The following is a 17,244-nucleotide window of genomic DNA, read 5'->3' on the forward strand; positions in this document are numbered from 1 at the left end:
TTCTAGGTTATCGTGCGCGCCGAGTTTCGGGGTATCCTGTCGCGCTAATTTTTCGAGGTTCGATGACGATGACGAATGGCCCGCTCGGCGAGGAAATCGGCAAACGCCGAACTTTTGCCATCATCAGCCACCCTGACGCCGGTAAAACCACGCTGACCGAAAAGCTGCTGCTGTTCGGCGGTGCCATTCAGCTCGCCGGTACCGTCAAGGGCCGCAAGGCGGCCCGGCATGCGACCTCGGACTGGATGGCGCTGGAACAGCAGCGCGGTATCTCGGTCACCTCCTCGGTCATGCAATTTCCCTACGACGGCCACATGGTGAATCTGCTCGATACCCCGGGCCACGAGGACTTCTCCGAAGACACGTATCGCACGCTGACCGCGGTCGACTCGGCTTTGATGGTCATCGACTGCGCCAAGGGCGTCGAAGAGCGCACCATCAAGCTGATGGAAGTCACGCGTCTGCGCGACACGCCCATCATGACCTTCATCAACAAGCTCGATCGCGAAGGCCGCGAGCCCATGGAGCTGCTGGATGAAATCGAGAAGGTGCTGAAGATCTCCTGCGCGCCCATCACCTGGCCGATCGGCATGGGCCGCGAGCTGCAGGGCATTTATCACCTGATCGAAGATCGGATTTATATCTATCAGGCCGGCGAGAAGGGCCGTGCCGGTACCACCGCGACCATCGACAAGCTGGACAGCGAGGCCGCGACCGAATTCCTCGGCGCGCGGGCGCAAGCGTTTCGCGATGAAGTGGAGCTGGTGCGAGGCGCCGCACCGGAATTCGACCTGAAGCAATATCTGGCCGCGAAGCAGACGCCGGTGTTCTTCGGCTCCGCCATCAGCAACTTCGGCGTGACGGAGCTGCTGGCGTCCTTCGTCAGGAATGCGCCGGGACCGAAGCAACGCGAGACGACCGGGCGGGTGGTCGAGCCGCAGGAAGAAAAGCTCACCGGTTTCGTGTTCAAGATCCAGGCGAACATGGATCCGGGTCACCGCGACCGTATTGCTTTCATGCGCATCTGCTCCGGCAAATTCACCAAGGGCATGCGCCTGTTCCATGTGCGGCTCAAGAAGGAAATGCGCATCAACGACGCGCTCACCTTCCTCGCGGCCGATCGTCAGCACACCGACGAAGCCTTCGCGGGCGACATTCTCGGCTTGCACAATCACGGCACGATCAACATCGGCGACACCTTCACCGAAGGCGAGCAGCTGATGTTCACGGGTATTCCCAACTTCGCGCCGGAAATGTTCCGTCGCGTGGTGTTGCGCGATCCGCTGCGCATGAAGGCGCTGCAGAAGGGGCTGGATCAATTGTGCGAAGAGGGCGCGACGCAGGTGTTCCGTCCGCTGCGTAACAACGATCTGATCCTCGGCGCGGTCGGTCAGCTCCAGTTCGACGTGGTCACGTTCCGACTGCAGGACGAATATTCGGTGCAGTCATCGTTCGATAACGTCAGCGTCTACACCGCGCGCTGGGTGTACGGCAAGGATGCGAAGAAGCTCGAGGAGTTCCGTACCAAGGCGTATGAGAACCTCGCGTTGGATCATTCCGGCGCGCTAGTGTATCTCGCACCCACGCGGGTCAACTTGCAGCTGACGCTGGAACGCTGGCCGGATCTCGATTTCCGCGAGACCCGCGAGCATCTGGCCGCGGCCGCGTAGCGAACAAGGACAGCATGAAGTCCCCGCTCATCACCAAGAAAGTGTTCGCCTGGGCGTTATACGACTGGGCGAACTCGTCGTTCGCGACCACGGTGATGGTCGTGTTCTTTCCGCTGTTCTTCAAACAATTCCTGACCCCGGGTCAGGACGCGACCACCAGCACGTTCTGGCTGGGCATCGCCAATGGCGTGTCGAGCTTCGTGCTGGCGATCATGGCGCCGTGGCTGGGCGCGCTCGCCGATCGCGGCGGCAAGCATCTGCGCTTCCTGGCGGCGTTCACCGCGATCGGTGTGATTCCAACGGCGATGCTCGCGTTCGTCGGAGTCGGCGATTGGCAGGCCGCGGCGGTGTTGTTCGCGATTGCCTCGCTCGGCTTCTGGGGCGGTCTGATCTTCTACGATTCCATGCTGGTGAAGGTCGCGCCCGCCAAGCGGCTCGATTCTGTCTCGGGCTTTGGTTACGCGCTGGGCTATCTCGGCGGCGCGCTGCTGCTCACCGTCAACGTGCTGATGTTCGCGAAGCCGGCGATGTTCGGTCTGGCCAATCCCGAAGCGGCGATTCGCGCCTCGTTCCTGTCGGTCGCGGTGTGGTGGATCCTGTTCGCGATTCCGCTCTTGCGCAGCTCGCCGGATTTGAACGAGCGTGCGCCGGTCGCCGCTGGCAGCGCAATGCGTGAGGGCTTCGCGGAACTGGCGAAGACCTTCCGGGAAGTGCGCAAGTACCGCGCGGTGATTTTGTTTCTGCTCGCTTACTGGATGTATATCGACGGCGTGAACACCATCATGAAGATGGCGGTGGACTATGGCCTCGCGCTCGGCTTTCCGGCGGACAGCCTGATCTCGGGCATCCTGATGATCCAGTTCATCGGCTTCCCGGCCACGTTGCTGTTCGGCGCGCTCGGCGATCGCATCAGTCCGCTGGTTGGCATTTTCGTCGGCATCGGCGTGTATGCCGCCGTGACCTTCTATGCCGTGTTCATGACCAGCGTCTCCGAGTTCTACATCATGGCGGCCGCCATCGGTTGCGTGCAGGGCGCGACGCAGGCGATGAGTCGCTCGTACTACGGACGGTTGATTCCCATGGATCGGGCCGGCGAGTTCTACGGTTTCTACAACATGATGGGCAAGTTCGCCGCGGTGCTGGGCCCGTTGCTGATGGGATTCACGGCGCTGCTCACCGGCAATTCGCGCCTGGCGATTCTGTCGGTAGCGATCCTGTTCGCGGGCGGCGCGGTCGTGCTGGTGATCGCGGCACGAGCGGCGCGCGGTGTCACGCCTCCAGCTGGTTTACCAGAAACTTCAGCCGGCTGAGCTGAGTTGGCAGCGGCGTCGGGCCGTAGCGTAATCCCACATAGACCGATCGAACTTCCGCCAGCTGCGCGGCCAGTTCTGGCCGCGCCTGCGCCGCGCGCTCCACATAGTCATTCGGTCCTTCGTGCGCCTGTCGCGGCACGCCGAGCTTCGCGAGCTTGCGGCACAGCTGTTCATAGACATGCGCAACGGGATCGCGCGATCGCGGCTTGAACTTCCACGCCAGATACGCCGACAGGATCAGGAAGAAGCCGACCAGGCCGAGCACCAGCCCCACGCCGAGATATTCCCAACGCGGGTCCTTGATGTTGAATTTCTCCAGCAGCCAGCGCTGCTGAGTCTCGCCGAACTCCACGACCTGGTTGTTCCAGAACGTGTTGGCCGTGTCCCAGGCCATGCGGATTTTCGAGAACAGCGCGCTCTGACGCAGCACTCTGCCAGGAACGTCTTCTTCCGCTGAAATCGCGGCGTCGAGTCCGCGCTCGATGCGTTCCGGCGCGATCGCGGCGGTCGGATCGATGCGCTGCCAGCCACGGCCTTCCAGCCAGACCTCCGACCATGCATGCGCATCGGACTGCCGGACGATGAAATAACCGCCCATCGAATTGAACTCGCCGCCCTGATAGCCGGTCACCACGCGCGCCGGAATGCCGACGCTGCGTGCCATCACCGTGAAGGCCGAGGCAAAGTGTTCGCAGAAGCCGCGCTTGGTGTTGAACAGGAAGTCGTCGACGGAGTTCAAGGCCAGCGTCGGCGGGTCCAGCGTGTAGTAATACTCCTCGCTGCCGAACCTGGTGAGCACGGACTGAATGAAAGCTTCGTCGCTGCCCGCGCTCTCGCGTATCTGTTTCGCCAGCTCGATGGTGCGTGGATTTCGATCGCGGGGAATGTACGTGTCCACACGCCGCAAGTCCCGGCGCAGCTCACTGGTCGTGACATAGGTGGGCGACGATTCCAGATCGTACGAGGTCAATACCGAAATCTGTTCCTGGCGTGCCTTGAGCTGGAAATCCTCGCCGCGAAAGGCTCGCTGGCGGTCCCACCGTGTGACCATGTCGAGCGCATAGATCCAGTTGCGCGACTGCGGTTCCAGAGAAATTCGATACCGGTACGTCGAGCCCGAGGAGGCCACTTCCTGCTGCGAGAACGTTGCGCCGAGCTGTCGCCAGGTGCGCCCGTCGAACATGTGCATCACCGGGCCTCGCCAGTAGCGCTCGCGCGGCGGCGGCGGCTCGCCTTCGAACTTCACACGAAACGCGATGGCGCTGGACAGGCTCAAGTCGGACACGTCGCCGGGTGTCATTTCGTCGCTGAGGCCGCTGCGAGCCTGCTCGCGCGGCGGCACGGCCCAGAACTGGCCGGGCAGGCGCGGGAAGAACAGAAACAACAAAGCAGCCAGTGGCAGGGCCTGAAGAAACATTTTAGCCGTCGTGGTCGCAGCCTCCCGGATCGGCATCGGCTCGCTCTGGTGGATGCGCATCAGGGTCATCGTGAGCAGCCCCGCCGTGAACACCATGTACGGCAGCAGTAGCATGTTCTGGTTGTAGAGGAAGGCCGCGAACAGCGCGAAGTAGGAAAGGAACACCACCACGGTGAGATCGCGGGCCGTGCGGCTTTCCAGCAGCTTCATGCCGGACATCACGATCAGCAGCGAGGTGCCGGCGTCGATGCCATTGAGCGTCTTGTAACTGAGCAGCACGCCGAGCAGGGAGGCGAACGCGAACCCTGTGTTCACTGCTTTCGGCGGCAATGGCCAGCGCTTGATCTCGATCGTCATGCGAAGCGCCGTGGCCACCGCGGCGAGCAGCAGCGTCCAGATCGCGATGTGACCGAAATGCGGAGCCACCGCGAGCGCCAGGCCCGCGATCACCCAGACCAATCGCTGCCCGAAAGGCGTGAGTTGCTGCAACCGGGTGTCCAGCACCGCGCTCATGGCTCGAACATCGCCAATGCGGTCAGACATCGTTGCCGATGGCCGGGGCCGACGTTGGCTGGAATATCCAGGCCCGGCAGCTTCAAGGCAAAGGCGCGGCCTCCGGCGTAGGCATCCTCGACCCATCGGCACAGTTGTGACAACCGCGCTTCAGTGTCGAGGCCGGCGAGCCCGTCCCAATCGAACACATGCGACGTGACCGCCGTGCCCGCGTAGAGCTTCACCTGCAGTCCTTGCTCGCGCGCATAGGCTTTCCATGCGATCCGGCGCGGCGAGTCGCCAGGATGGAACGGTCGGAAGCCTGCGAACTCTTCATCGCCTCGAACCGAGTCCTGCGCTCCGCCGGTGTCCGTTTCGACGGGCGGCGGCGTCAGGCCGCGAGGCGCGGGCTTTGGATAGACCACGCACGTCATATTCATATGAACGTGAGTCCAGGCGCGAAACAGACTGAAAGGATGCCGCGTGACGATTTCGAAATGATCCAGTATCAGCAAGCCACGACGCGGTGCTGGCAGCTGCAGAGTGAACACGGCGCGTCCGTTGGCGGGAACGAGCTGCGGCGGCGAGGTGCCTGCCTCGTTCGCAACGATCATTTCATGACGGGCGAGCGGCGCGGTGTTTTCCAGTGCGATATGAAATGTCGCGTCGTCGCCGGCGAACACCGGCTCGGTGCTGGCGGAACGAATCACCAGGCCGGCCAGGTTGCGATGACAGTAATGCATGGCGGTGAGCGCCAGCGAGCCGAGCAGGAACGTCAGTCCCAGCGCCAGATTGTTTGCATAGTTCATCGCGCCGATGAACATGGCGGCCAGCATCATGGCGAACGCGATGCCCATCCCGGTCGGGATGATGTAGATGCGGCGGGTGGCGAGCGTCAGCGGCTCGGGATCGACGCCGTGACGTTGGCGCGCCCAGCGGCGGGCAAGCAGTCGCAGCCGGCGAGCGAATCCGAAGTCGAGATTGATGGCGAGGTTCAAGGCACCGCGACTTCTTTCAGGACGAACTGCCCGATTTCCGTGGGCGTTTTGGGCGCGGTGTCATCGCGAGGCTTGAGTCGATGGCCGACCACGCCGGCGAGCACAGCCTGCACGTCCTCGGGCATCACGCCGGGATGCCCATGGATCAACGCCCATGCCTGAGCCGCACGCAGCAAACCGATCGAGGCACGAGGCGAAATGCCCGCTTCGAACAACGGTGATTCGCGGGTGTAACGAACGATGGCCTGCACGTAATCGAGCAAGGCGTCGGACACGTGCACCTTGGGCACCATCGTTTGCATCAACAACAATTGCTGAGGCGACAGCGTGGGCGCGAGCGTCGCCAGCAGATCGCGACGGTCCTGGCCGAGCAGCAGCTGACGTTCCAGCGATGGATCGGGATAGCCGAGCTCGATGCGCATCAGAAACCGATCCAGCTGGGATTCGGGCAAGGGATACGTGCCGATCTGATACACCGGATTCTGGGTGGCGATGACGAAGAACGGCGCGGCCAATGGATAGGTCGCACCGTCCGCGGTCACCTGGTGTTCTTCCATCGCCTCGAGCAGCGCGCTCTGTGCCTTGGGCGTCGCGCGATTCACTTCATCGGCGAGCACCAGTTGTGAGAACACCGGGCCTTTGTGGAACTGGAACGAGCTGGTCTCACGATCGAACACGGAGACGCCGATGATGTCGGCCGGCAGCAGGTCGCTGGTGAACTGGATGCGTTGATAGGACAGGCCGAGCGACTCGGCCAGCGCGTGCGCGAGGGTGGTCTTGCCAACGCCGGGAATGTCTTCGATGAGCAGATGACCGCGGGCGAGCAGGCAGGAGATGCACAGCCGCAGCTGATGCTCCTTGCCCAGGATCACCCGATTGAGCTGCGCCGTCGTGGCGGCAATCAGCTCAACGGGGTCGGCCTGCGTGATCAGAGTTGGGATGGCGGAATTCATGCGCTCTCCAGCTTCGCTCGCGGGCAGTGTCGGCAGTATGGCGCGAAATGCAAGTAGGTAGTTCGCATTCGCGCCAGCGCGCATGACAGATTCGCCAGAAGCCGACAGTCCTCTGGCGTGAGCGGCTTACAACTCGCCGATCCCTTTCTCCTGCTCCTCGAGCTGAGCAATCTGCCGTTTGAATTCGGCGATGCGCTCGTGGCCCAGCGCGACCACTTCGGGCTTGGCGTTGGCGACGAAGTTCGGGTTGGCGAACTTGGCCTCTTCCTTCTTCAAGTCCTGCTCGACCTTGGCCTTGCGCTTTGCCAGCCGCGCCAGCTCCGCCTGCGGGTCGGAGATCAGGCCGGCCAGCGGCGACGAAATGGTGCGACGGTCGATGATGGCCGTGGCCGACGGCGGCAGGGCGGCGTCGCTGGGAAGAAATTTCAGCTCGCTAATCTTGCCCACGCCGCGGACCACGTTGAGGCTGGCCGTCAACGAGGCTTCATCGGACGCTTCCGGTGTTTGATAAGCGACGGTGATCTCACGTGCCTGGGGGATCTCCAGCTGACCGCGAATCTGACGCGCGCCAAGAATGACCGCCTTGATTGCAGTGATCTGAGCTTCGGCGGCTGCATCACGCGGGAACTCCGCCGCAGTCGGATATGACTGCAACATGATCGTGTCGCCCTTGCGGCCGGCCATCGGCGCCACTGTCTGCCAGATCTCTTCGGTGATGAAAGGCATCAGCGGATGTAACAGACGCAGATACGCTTCGAGCACGGCGGCCAGCGTTTCGCGCGTGCCCCGCTTCTGTGCATCGCTCGACTGCTCGGACTGCAACGTCGGCTTCGACAGTTCCAGATACCAGTCGCAGTACTCGTACCACGCGAACTCATACAGCGCTTGCGACGCGAGATCGAAACGATATTCGGCCAGGCGGGCACGCGTTTCTTCGATCGTTGCGCCGAGGCGCGAGCGGATCCACAGATCGGCGGGAGAATATTCCACCGGACCGGTCGCGGTGGCCGGCGGCGCGCTCTCCAGATTCATCATCACGTAACGCGCGGCATTCCACAGCTTGTTACAGAAGTTGCGGTAGCCCTCGATGCGGCCCAGGTCGAAGCGAATGTCACGACCCATCGTCGCGAGCGCGCAGAACGTGAAGCGCAACGCGTCGGCACCGTACGACGGCATGCCGGTCGGGAACTGCTTGCGCGTGGCTTTCTCGATCTTGTCCTTCATCTGCGGCTGCATCAGCCCGGAGGTGCGCTTGGCGACCAGCGACTCCAGATCGATGCCGTCGATCAGATCGAGCGGGTCGATGATGTTGCCCTTGGACTTGGACATCTTGTCGCCGTTCTCGTCGCGGATCAGGCCGGTGATGTACACCTCCCGGAACGGCACGTCGCCGGCGAACTTCAGGCCCATCATGATCATGCGGGCCACCCAGAAGAAAATGATGTCGAAGCCGGTCACCAGCACGCTGGTCGGATACAGCGACTTCAGTTCTTTGGTTTGGTCCGGCCAGCCCAATGTGGAGAATGGCCACAGCGCGGACGAGAACCACGTGTCGAGCACGTCTTCGTCACGCTTGAGGGTCACATCGCGGCCCAGCTTCAGGCGCGCTTGCTGATAAGCCAGGTCGTACGTGCGGGCGACGTAGTGATTGCCTTCGTCGTCGTACCACGCCGGAATCTGATGGCCCCACCACAGCTGGCGGCTGATGCACCAGTCCTGGATGTTCTCCATCCACTGGTAATAGGTCTTGGACCAGTTCTCCGGCACGAACCGAATGCGGCCGTCCTTCACGCACTCGATCGCGGGCTCCGCGAGCGGCACGATGCGCACGTACCATTGATCGGTGAGCCACGGCTCGAGCACCGCGTTGCTACGATCGCCGCGCGGCACTTTCAAGGCGTGCGGCTCGATCTTCTCGACCAGGCCGAGCGCTTCGAGATCGGCCACGATCTGCTTGCGCGCGACGAAACGATCCAATCCACGGTAGCTCTCAGGCACTGCGTCGTTGAGCGCCGCGTTGGCGTCGAACACATTGATCAGTGGCAGCGAATGACGCTGACCGATCTGGTAGTCGTTGAAGTCGTGCGCCGGCGTGATCTTCACGCAGCCGGAGCCGAACGCCGGATCGACGTAATCGTCGCCGATGATCGGAATCAAGCGGTCGGTCAGCGGCAGACGGATCTGCTTGCCGATGAGATGTTTGTAACGCTCGTCCTCCGGATGCACGGCCACGGCGGTATCGCCGAGCATGGTTTCCGGCCGTGTCGTCGCGACCACGATGTGCTGGTCGCTGCCGTCGATGGGATAACGGAAGTGCCACAGCGAACCTTGCTCGTCGGTCGGCAGCACTTCGAGATCGGACAGCGCGGTGTGCAGCACCGGGTCCCAGTTCACCAGGCGCTTGCCGCGATAGATCAATCCTTCTTCATGCAAGCGCACGAACACTTCGGTGACCGCTTCGGACAAGCCGTCGTCCATCGTGAACCGATCGCGCGACCAGTCCACCGAGTTGCCGATGCGACGCTCCTGGCGGGAGATCGTGTCGCCCGACTGCGCTTTCCATTCCCACACGCGTTTGGTGAATTCCTCGCGACCGATGTCACGACGATGCACGCCCTGCGCGTTGAGCTGTCGCTCGACGACCATCTGCGTGGCGATGCCAGCGTGATCCGTGCCCGGTTGCCACAGCGTGTTCTCGCCCTGCATGCGGTGCTGCCGGGTGAGCACGTCCATCAGCGTGTGCTGAAAGGCGTGACCCATGTGCAGGGTGCCGGTGACGTTCGGCGGCGGGATGACGATGCTGTAGGGCGAGCCCTGGCCCGACGGCTTGAACCAGCCGTGCGACTCCCAGCGCTGGTAGGTGCGTTGCTCGATGTCCTTGGGGTCGTAGGTCTTCTGCATTTCTGGCCAGTCGGAAAGCGGGAAAATAGCGGGCAAGTATAGCCGCCATGTCAGAAATGCGGGCTGGGGCCTTAAGCGTGGATTGGCCGGCTATGTAGTCGCACGGTTGGGCGTGGACCGCTGTTCTAGCCCGTACAAGCTGCGGGCCGGCTCTGCCGGCCCGCTCCTACCCAGGCCGCTGCTTACAGGAACATGCCGCCCGATGCCTCGATGCGCTGGGCATTGATCCAGCGGTTCTCCGGCGACAGCAGCGAGGCCACCACGCCGCCGATGTCCTCCGGCCGGCCGACCCGGCCCAGCGCGGTTTGCGAGGCGATCATGTCGTTCACCTGCTTGTTGTCCCGGACCAGGCCGCCGCCGAAGTCGGTCTCGATGGCGCCGGGCGCGACGATATTCACCGCGATCCCGCGACTGCCCAGTTCCTTGGCCTGATAGCGGGTCAGCACTTCCATGGCGCCCTTCATGGCCGCATAGGCCGAGTAGCCGGGCAGGGCGAAGCGGGCCAGGCCGGAAGAGATGTTCACGATACGCCCGCCGTCCGCCAGCAGCGGCAGCAGCTTCTGGGTCAGGAAAAACGGGCCTTTGAACTGGATGTTCACCAGCTCATCGAACTGCGCCTCGGTGGTTTCGGCAAAGGACGCATGAATGCCGATGCCCGCGTTGTTCACCAGGTAATCGAAGCGGTCGCGCTGCCAGCGATTCTTCAACACCTCGCGGACCTGCTCGACGAACGATGCGAACGTGGAGGAGACGCCGACATCCAGCTGCAGCGCCGCTGCCTTGCGCCCCGACCGCTCTATTTCAGCGACGACGGCCTCGGCTTCCTTCTGATTGCTTCGATAGGTCAGTACGACGTCGACGCCGCGCGCGGCCAACGCCTGGGCCATATTCTTGCCGAGGCCTCGGCTGCCGCCGGTAACGAGGGCGATGGGGGTGTTCATGGGCGAGCTCCTTGGGAGGTGATGATCGGGCGAAGGAGAGCTTATTAGTCGTTTAAGAGTGGATAAACTGGCCAATTCTGAGCGTAGTGTTCGTATAATACGAACAATGAATCAACTCGAAGCCATGCAGATCTTCGTCCGCGTCGCGGAGCTCGCCAGCTACACGCGGGCGGCGGAGAGTCTCGGGATGCCGAAGGCCAGCATGTCCACGGCGGTCCAGCAGCTGGAGAGCGAATTCGGCACTCAGCTTCTTCATCGCACGACCCGGAAAGTTCAGATGACCCTCGACGGCCGCGCCTGTTACGAGCGCTGCAAGGATCTGCTGGCCGATATGGATGAGCTGCGCTCGATGTTCCAGCAGGGGCCGCAGGCATTGAGAGGACGGTTGCGCGTGGATATGCCCACCGGCATCGCGCGCACCACGGTCATTCCGCATCTGCCGACGTTTCTACGCCAGCATCCCCGGCTCGAAATCGAACTGAGCTGCACGGATCGCAAAGTCGATCTGGTGCGCGAGGGATTCGATTGCGTGATGCGGGTGGGCTCGGTGGACGATGTGAGCTTGATCGCGCGTCCGCTCGGCGCGTTTGTTGTAACCAACTGCGCGAGTCCCGAATACGTGCGCACGCATGGCATGCCACGCACGGTGGAAGATCTCGCGCATCATCAGCTGATTCACTATGTGGGCACGTTCGGCGCGAAGTCGATGGGATTCGAATATCACGACGGCGTCGCCTATCGCATGGTGGACATGCCTGGCGTGATCACGGTGAATAGCGCGGAGGCGTATCAGGAAAGCTGTCTGGCGGGGCTGGGCATCATCCAGGCGCCCGGGCCGGGCATGCTCAAGCTGATCGAGCAAGGGCTGCTCGTGGAAGTCGCGCCTGAGTTGCGGGCGGAGCCGATGCCTGTCTGGTTGCTGTACGCGCAGCGACGCAATCTGTCACAGCGAGTGCAGGCGTTCATGTCCTGGATCGCGGAGCTGTTGAAGCCGCATTTGTTGCCGCTCTCCGGCTGATTGCGCGCGTTATGATGCTGCGATCGAGAGTCGAGGGACGATGATGAGCCGGTTCAGATATCTGCTGCGAACCCGATATAACGAATGCGACGCGCAGAAGGTCGTGTTCAATGCGCGTTACGGCGATTACACCGATCTGGCGACGGCGGAGTACTTTCGGGCGCTCGGCTACGAAAAAGAAATGCAGACCGGCGAGCTCGACTTTCAACTGGTGAAACAGACGACCGAGTGGCGCGCGCCGGCGCGGTATGACCAGGTGCTGGAGATTTCGGTCGCGACCAGACACCTCGGCAATACGTCGTTTACGTTGGCGACGGAGTTTCGTTTGGCCGGAGAGGAAAGGGTGATCGTCACCGTGGAGACGGTGTACGTACACGTCGACCACCACACGTTACAGAAGATGCCACTGACGCCGGCGCTGCGCGCGGCGCTGGAGCGTGGCGCGGCGAATGTGACGATCGATCACGCCGCGTATCTCACTTAAAGCAAGAAAGGTTCGGCACGGGACGAGAGTGACCGCTGCCGCCAGCACTGCGCGACGATGGTGAGGCTCTTAGTGGCTGACAATTTACACTGAAGCGTGAGGCGTCGCGCCGAGGGGTATTCCTCCTCCCGGCAGATTCGAAATACAGGGACGTGTTTTCGTATCAGCGCACATCAGGGGCTCGGCGGTGCCTTTCAGCGAAGCATGCTTCGCTCCGCCGAGCGGGTGTATATGGACGTACACCCTGGGCTTGCTCGGAGCAGGACTGCGCAGAGCAATGGGCGCCTCGGAGCGCAATGCGCGACGGGCGAGCGCGGTGCCGGGAGGAGGAATACCCCTCGGCGCGGCGCTGACCACCGACACCGCTCTCTTAGAGGTTGTGCGACTCCATCGCACAGCCCTGTTCGCGATAATGCTTATATCTTTCGCGAGCAGTGCGTTTCCGTTCCGGGTCGACGTCGACAATCTCAGCGATACGATCATACGCATTGACGTCGGATGGCATCGAATCCGTGAGATTGATGAGCAATCCGCGGTGTGATTGCGGGCCCAACTCCGAGCCAACCATCACCTTCACCCTGGCATGCGCCGCCTCCTGCCCACGATAGATCTCGTGGGGCAGGAAGCTGCCGTCGCTGAACGTCCACAGCATGTCGTCGAGTCGTTGCACATCCGGCGTCTGGATATATACCTGACACCCTTGCTCGACGGCGCGCTCCGCCAGCCTGCACGCGTAGCGCAGGCGGGCGTCGGGGGCGTCCGCGGAGAGGACGTAGAAGTCCACTCGACTCATGGCGGATCGTTATTTCTTGTTGATGAGGTAATCGACCAGCAGCGGCACCGGGCGGCCCGTGCTGCCCTTGGCGGAACCGCTCTGATACGCCGTACCCGCGATGTCCAGATGCGCCCAGCGCAGGCCATCGGTGAACTTCGCGAGGAAGCAGGCCGCCGTGATGGCGCCGCCCTCGCGGCCGGCCACGTTGGCCATGTCCGCGAAGTTGCTCTTCAGCTGCTCGCCGTATTCCTCGCCGATCGGCATGTGCCAGGCGCGGTCGTCGGCGCGCTCGCCGGCCGCCTTCAGATCGGCCGCCAGCTCATCGTCGTTACTGAACAGACCCGACAGATGATTGCCCAGCGCGATCACGCAGGCGCCGGTGAGGGTCGCCAGATCGATGACCACTTCGGGCTTGAAGCGGCGCGAATAGGTGATGGCGTCGCACAGGATCAGACGGCCTTCGGCGTCGGTGTTCAGTACTTCGATGGTCTGGCCCGACATGCTCTTCACGATGTCGCCCGGCTTGGTGGCGCGACCGCTCGGCATGTTTTCGCACGCCGGCACGACGCCGACGACGTTGATCGGCAATTCCAGCTCGGCCACGGCTTTCATGGTGCCGAATACGCTGGCGCCGCCGCTCATGTCGAACTTCATTTCATCCATCGCGGCGGGCGGCTTCAGCGAAATGCCGCCGGTGTCGAAGGTGACCGCCTTGCCGACCAGCACCACCGGCGCCTGGCTGCGCTCGGCGCCGTGGTATTCGAACACGATGAACGTAGCCGGCTCTTCCGAGCCGTGGGTGACGGACAGGAAGGAACCCATGCCGAGGCGTTTGCATTCGGCTTCATTCAACACGCGCACGCTGAGCTTCTTGTAATCGTTGGCCAGGGCTTTGGCCTGGCGCGCCAGAAAGCTCGGGGTGCAAACATTGGCCGGCTGATTCGCCAGATCGCGCATGAACGCCATGCCGCTGACGATGCCCTGGCCATGGGCGAGACCGCGCTCGGCCTGGCCCTTGTCACCGCGACTGGCGACAGCGACGCCGAACTTGGTCAGCGACGGCTTGGGACGCTTGTTGCCGGTCTTGTAATCGGGAGTGCGGTACTGCGAGGCCGCGACGACCTCGACGGCGACGCGAGCCTGCGCGTACGCATCGGCGTCGGCGATTTCGTCCAGGCCCAGATAGCTGATCGCATCGCTGGCGCCGGTCTTGGCGACCATGGCGAGCGCGCCGGCCAGCGCCTTGCGATATTGCTTGCGCTTGAAGGTGCTGCGATTGCCCAGGCCGATCACGATGACCCGTTCGACGGGCGCGCCGCTCAGGTCGGCGAGCAGAACCGCGTCGCCGGTCTTGCCACGCAGGTCGCCACGCTTCACCAGCTTGGCGATGCGGCCGCCGATGCGGGCATCGAGATCTTCCGCGGCTGCCGACAGAACGCCCTTGTCGTAGACACCGACGATGGCGCAGTCAGTGCGCTGACGGGAGGCAGAGGCAGTACTGACAAAAAATTCCATGAACCTTCCTCGCAAAGGGCGCGAAAAAGACGCTAGTCTACTCCATTCCGCGCGCCCCACCGCCGCGGAAACATCCTCACGCTGCGGGTAAAAAGCGGAACGAGCATTGCGAACCCTGGATCGATACCTCCTTAAGGAGGTTGCGGAAACCTGGCTGGCGGTCACCGGCGTACTGCTGGTCATCCTGCTGTCAAATCAGCTGGCGCGCGTGCTGTCGCAGGCGGCGGCCAACGACTTTCCGCGCGACGTGGTGTTCTCGCTGCTCGGCCTGACCTCGGCCGGCTATCTCACCGTGATCGCTCCCATCGGCTTTTTCCTCGCCATCATGCTGGGCCTGGGCCGCATGTATCACGAGAGCGAGATGGCGGCGATCCAGTCCTGCGGCGTCGGGCCCGCCGGCTTGTATCGGCCGATCGGCTATCTCGGCATATTCATTACCGCCTTGCTGATCTGGCTGTCGTTCTGGGCCATTCCCGCGGCGTCCGCGCGAGCCCAGCAGATCCGTACCGAAGCTTTGCAGAACGCGCAGTTCGGTCTGCTCGAGCCGGGCCGGTTCCGTACTTTCGGCGGCGGTAACGTGGTGTTTTACGCCGAGCGCGTCGATGACAACGGCATCCTGCACAACGTGAATGTGTTCGTGGACCGGACCCAGGATCCGGAGAGCGACGGCACGCTGGAGGTCTGGGTGGCGACGCGGGCTGAACAGCGCGGCGCCGGTCAGGCCGATCAAATGTTCGTGCTGTACGACGGCGAGCATTACAAAGGTGTACCGGGCAAGGGCGACTGGCAGATCACGCATTTCGCCGAGGGCGGGTATCCGATCCGGCTCGGTGAGATCGGCGGCCGCGCGGGCAAGGCGGGCATGAAATCCACCGGTGAATTGTTACAGTCCAGCGATCCGCGCGATCGCGCCGAGTTGCAGTGGCGTATTTCGACGCCGTTGATGGCGCTCATTCTGATGCTGATCGCCGTGCCGCTCGCCCGGCTGCGGCCTCGGCAAGGCCGGTTCGGCCGTATCGGCATCGCCATCCTGGTGTATTTCATTTATTGGCAGTTGCTGGCCGCCGCGCGCACCTGGGTCGAAGGGGGCAGCGTGCCTGAATGGGTGGGGTTGTGGTGGGTGCACGGTGTCGCGCTGGTGCTCGGATTGTGGCTGCTGTCGCGTGAGGCGCCGCTCGCCAAACCCCGGATGGTGACCGCATGACCTCCATCCTTTCCAGATATGTGATCAAAGCGGTGTTGGGTAACACCGCGCTGGTGATGCTCGTGCTGCTCGCGCTGAGCGGGTTGTATCTGTTCATCACGCAGCAGGATGAGATCGGCATCGGTCAGTATTCGGTCGAGAATGCGTTGATGTACGTCGGCCTGAACCTGCCGAAATACGCGTTCGACATGTTGCCGATCGCGGCGCTGATCGGTGCCTTGCTGGCGCTGGGCAATCTGGCGCGCACGCTGGAGTTGATCGTGGTGCGAGCGGCGGGCGTGTCCACGTTGCGTATCGCCATGTGGACGGCCGGTGCCGGTGTGATCCTGATGATCTTCACCGCGCTGCTCGGCGAGGTGATCTCGCCGCCGATGGAGCAATACGCCCGGCAGATGAAGACCTTCGCCAAGTTCAACGACTACAGCATGGCGGGCAACAAGAGTGCCTGGGCCAAGGACGGCGACATGATGATCTCGGTTCGCCAGCAGGCGGCGGACAACCGGTATGGCGGCGTTTATGTGTTCAAGTTCGATGGGCAGCGCCGGCTGCGCAGCGTGGGGCATGCGAATAACGCCAGCATCGACAAGAACAATCTGTGGCAGCTCGAGAACTACGTCGAGTCGAGCATCGGCAATGAGCGCGTGGCGACGAGCAAGGCGGCGGAGACGCAATTGCAGACGCGACTGTCACCGGAGTTTCTTGGCCTGGCGGTGCTGGATGCGGACTCGCTGCCGGGGCGAGGGTTGCTCAGCTACATTCAACATCTGAAGGCGAATGGCCTCGATGCGCGGACGTATGAGGTCGCTTTCTGGGCGCGCATCGCGCGCACGGTCGCGGTCGCGATCATCGTGGTGCTTGCGGTACCGTTCGCGTTCGGGCCGATGCGATCGACCGGCACTGGTGCGCGCACCGTGGTCGGCATCATGATCGGCGTGGTGTTCTTCCTGATGGCGAAGATGTTGGAAAGCGGCGGCGAAGTGTTCAACATGCCGCCGCTCGTGGTCGCCTGGCTGCCGACCGCGATACTGACTGTCATTACTACCATCGCTATCTCGCGCGTTCGCTAAATCATGAGTGAGTCCGTTTCGTCCGAACGCGCTGGCCTACCGAGCGCTGGCGTGCTGCGCCGGCTGGGCGCGATGTTCTATGACCTGCTGCTGGTGCTCGCCGTGATGATGGTCGCGACGGCGGCGTTCTTGCCCCTTACCGGTGGCGAGGCGATCACGAGTGACCGTTACGGCGCGTGGGAGTACGCGTATCGGGTGCTGTTGTTGGTGATCGTGATCTTGTTCTTCGGCCTGTTCTGGACGCGTCGCGGTCAGACGCTCGGCATGGCGGCGTGGCGGCTGCGTCTCGAGCGTGAAGACGGCGCTGCGCTGACCTGGGCCGATGTGATCAAACGCCTGGCGGCCGCGACGGTCTCGCTGGTGTTGGCGTTGGCCGGCTACTGGTGGATCTGGATCGATCGCGACAAGCTCGCCTGGCACGATCGCTGGACGCGGACTCGCGTCGTGGTGCTGCCGAAGAAGTAAGAGGGGGCGGCGCTTTGCAAGTGCCCCCGTT

Annotated in this window: 14 protein-coding genes; 7 read left to right on the top strand and 7 right to left on the bottom strand. The window is 62.9% G+C overall.

Annotation, left to right across the window (positions count from 1 at the left end):
- Positions 1–68: 68 nt before the first annotated feature.
- Both EKO19_RS15135 and EKO19_RS15140 read left to right on the top strand, forming a co-directional pair.
- The gene (locus EKO19_RS15135; protein ID WP_129777428.1) at positions 69–1,670 is read left to right on the top strand and encodes a peptide chain release factor 3; all 1,602 of its coding nucleotides are present in this window, start codon (positions 69–71) and stop codon (positions 1,668–1,670) included.
- Between the two features lie 14 nt (positions 1,671–1,684).
- On the top strand, positions 1,685–2,980 hold the full coding sequence (locus EKO19_RS15140) for an MFS transporter (RefSeq protein WP_129777206.1): 1,296 nt from the start codon (positions 1,685–1,687) through the stop codon (positions 2,978–2,980).
- Here the strand turns inward: EKO19_RS15140 and EKO19_RS15145 are convergent.
- The 5 genes from EKO19_RS15145 to EKO19_RS15165 form a co-directional block, all read right to left on the bottom strand.
- Positions 2,940–4,913: a transglutaminase TgpA family protein gene (locus EKO19_RS15145; protein ID WP_175597059.1), complete on the bottom strand. Its 1,974-nt coding sequence runs from the start codon at positions 4,911–4,913 to the stop codon at positions 2,940–2,942. The genes EKO19_RS15140 and EKO19_RS15145 overlap by 41 nt on opposite strands.
- Positions 4,910–5,890 carry a DUF58 domain-containing protein gene (locus EKO19_RS15150; protein WP_129777208.1) on the bottom strand — a complete coding sequence of 327 codons (981 nt, stop codon included), beginning with the start codon at positions 5,888–5,890 and terminating at the stop codon, positions 4,910–4,912. The genes EKO19_RS15145 and EKO19_RS15150 overlap by 4 nt, the downstream gene beginning before the upstream one ends.
- A complete protein-coding gene (locus tag EKO19_RS15155) occupies positions 5,887–6,843 on the bottom strand; it encodes an AAA family ATPase (RefSeq protein ID WP_129777209.1) in 957 nt (318 codons plus the stop codon). The genes EKO19_RS15150 and EKO19_RS15155 overlap by 4 nt, the downstream gene beginning before the upstream one ends.
- Positions 6,844–6,969: 126 nt before the next feature.
- Positions 6,970–9,744 (bottom strand): valine--tRNA ligase, encoded by a 2,775-nt coding sequence (locus EKO19_RS15160; protein ID WP_129777210.1) that lies wholly within the window; start codon positions 9,742–9,744, stop codon positions 6,970–6,972.
- A gap of 182 nt (positions 9,745–9,926) precedes the next feature.
- Positions 9,927–10,685, bottom strand: coding sequence for an SDR family NAD(P)-dependent oxidoreductase (locus EKO19_RS15165; RefSeq protein WP_129777211.1), 759 nt, complete (start codon positions 10,683–10,685; stop codon positions 9,927–9,929).
- Positions 10,686–10,791: 106 nt separating this feature from the next.
- Between EKO19_RS15165 and EKO19_RS15170 the strand changes: the two genes are divergently transcribed.
- Together EKO19_RS15170 and EKO19_RS15175 are read left to right on the top strand one after the other, a co-directional pair.
- Positions 10,792–11,703, top strand: a complete 912-nt coding sequence (locus EKO19_RS15170; protein ID WP_129777212.1) for a LysR family transcriptional regulator — start codon at positions 10,792–10,794, stop codon at positions 11,701–11,703.
- Positions 11,704–11,746: 43 nt separating this feature from the next.
- Entirely contained in the window at positions 11,747–12,187 is a 441-nt protein-coding gene (locus EKO19_RS15175) for an acyl-CoA thioesterase (RefSeq protein ID WP_129777213.1), read from the top strand.
- A 370-nt stretch (positions 12,188–12,557) separates the two neighbouring features.
- On the opposite strand, the gene EKO19_RS15180 is transcribed toward EKO19_RS15175, so the two are convergent.
- Both EKO19_RS15180 and EKO19_RS15185 read right to left on the bottom strand, forming a co-directional pair.
- Positions 12,558–12,980, bottom strand: a complete 423-nt coding sequence (locus EKO19_RS15180; RefSeq protein WP_129777214.1) for a DNA polymerase III subunit chi — start codon at positions 12,978–12,980, stop codon at positions 12,558–12,560.
- Positions 12,981–12,989: 9 nt separating this feature from the next.
- The gene (locus EKO19_RS15185; RefSeq protein WP_129777215.1) at positions 12,990–14,477 is read right to left on the bottom strand and encodes a leucyl aminopeptidase; all 1,488 of its coding nucleotides are present in this window, start codon (positions 14,475–14,477) and stop codon (positions 12,990–12,992) included.
- Between the two features lie 106 nt (positions 14,478–14,583).
- Here EKO19_RS15185 and lptF point away from each other — a divergent pair, with 106 nt between their 5' ends.
- Genes lptF through EKO19_RS15200 form a run of 3 tightly spaced genes read left to right on the top strand, consistent with a single transcriptional unit; the run spans position 14,584 to position 17,213 of the window.
- Entirely contained in the window at positions 14,584–15,681 is a 1,098-nt protein-coding gene (gene lptF / locus EKO19_RS15190; RefSeq protein WP_129777216.1) for an LPS export ABC transporter permease LptF, read from the top strand.
- Positions 15,678–16,748: an LPS export ABC transporter permease LptG gene (gene lptG / locus EKO19_RS15195; RefSeq protein WP_129777217.1), complete on the top strand. Its 1,071-nt coding sequence runs from the start codon at positions 15,678–15,680 to the stop codon at positions 16,746–16,748. Before lptF ends, lptG begins: the two co-directional genes overlap by 4 nt.
- 3 nt (positions 16,749–16,751) lie before the next feature.
- Positions 16,752–17,213 (top strand): RDD family protein, encoded by a 462-nt coding sequence (locus EKO19_RS15200; protein WP_129777218.1) that lies wholly within the window; start codon positions 16,752–16,754, stop codon positions 17,211–17,213.
- Positions 17,214–17,244: the final 31 nt, after the last annotated feature.

This window comes from Peristeroidobacter soli (genome assembly GCF_004138485.1).
In the GTDB taxonomy this organism is placed as follows: Bacteria; Pseudomonadota; Gammaproteobacteria; order Steroidobacterales; family Steroidobacteraceae; genus Steroidobacter; species Steroidobacter soli.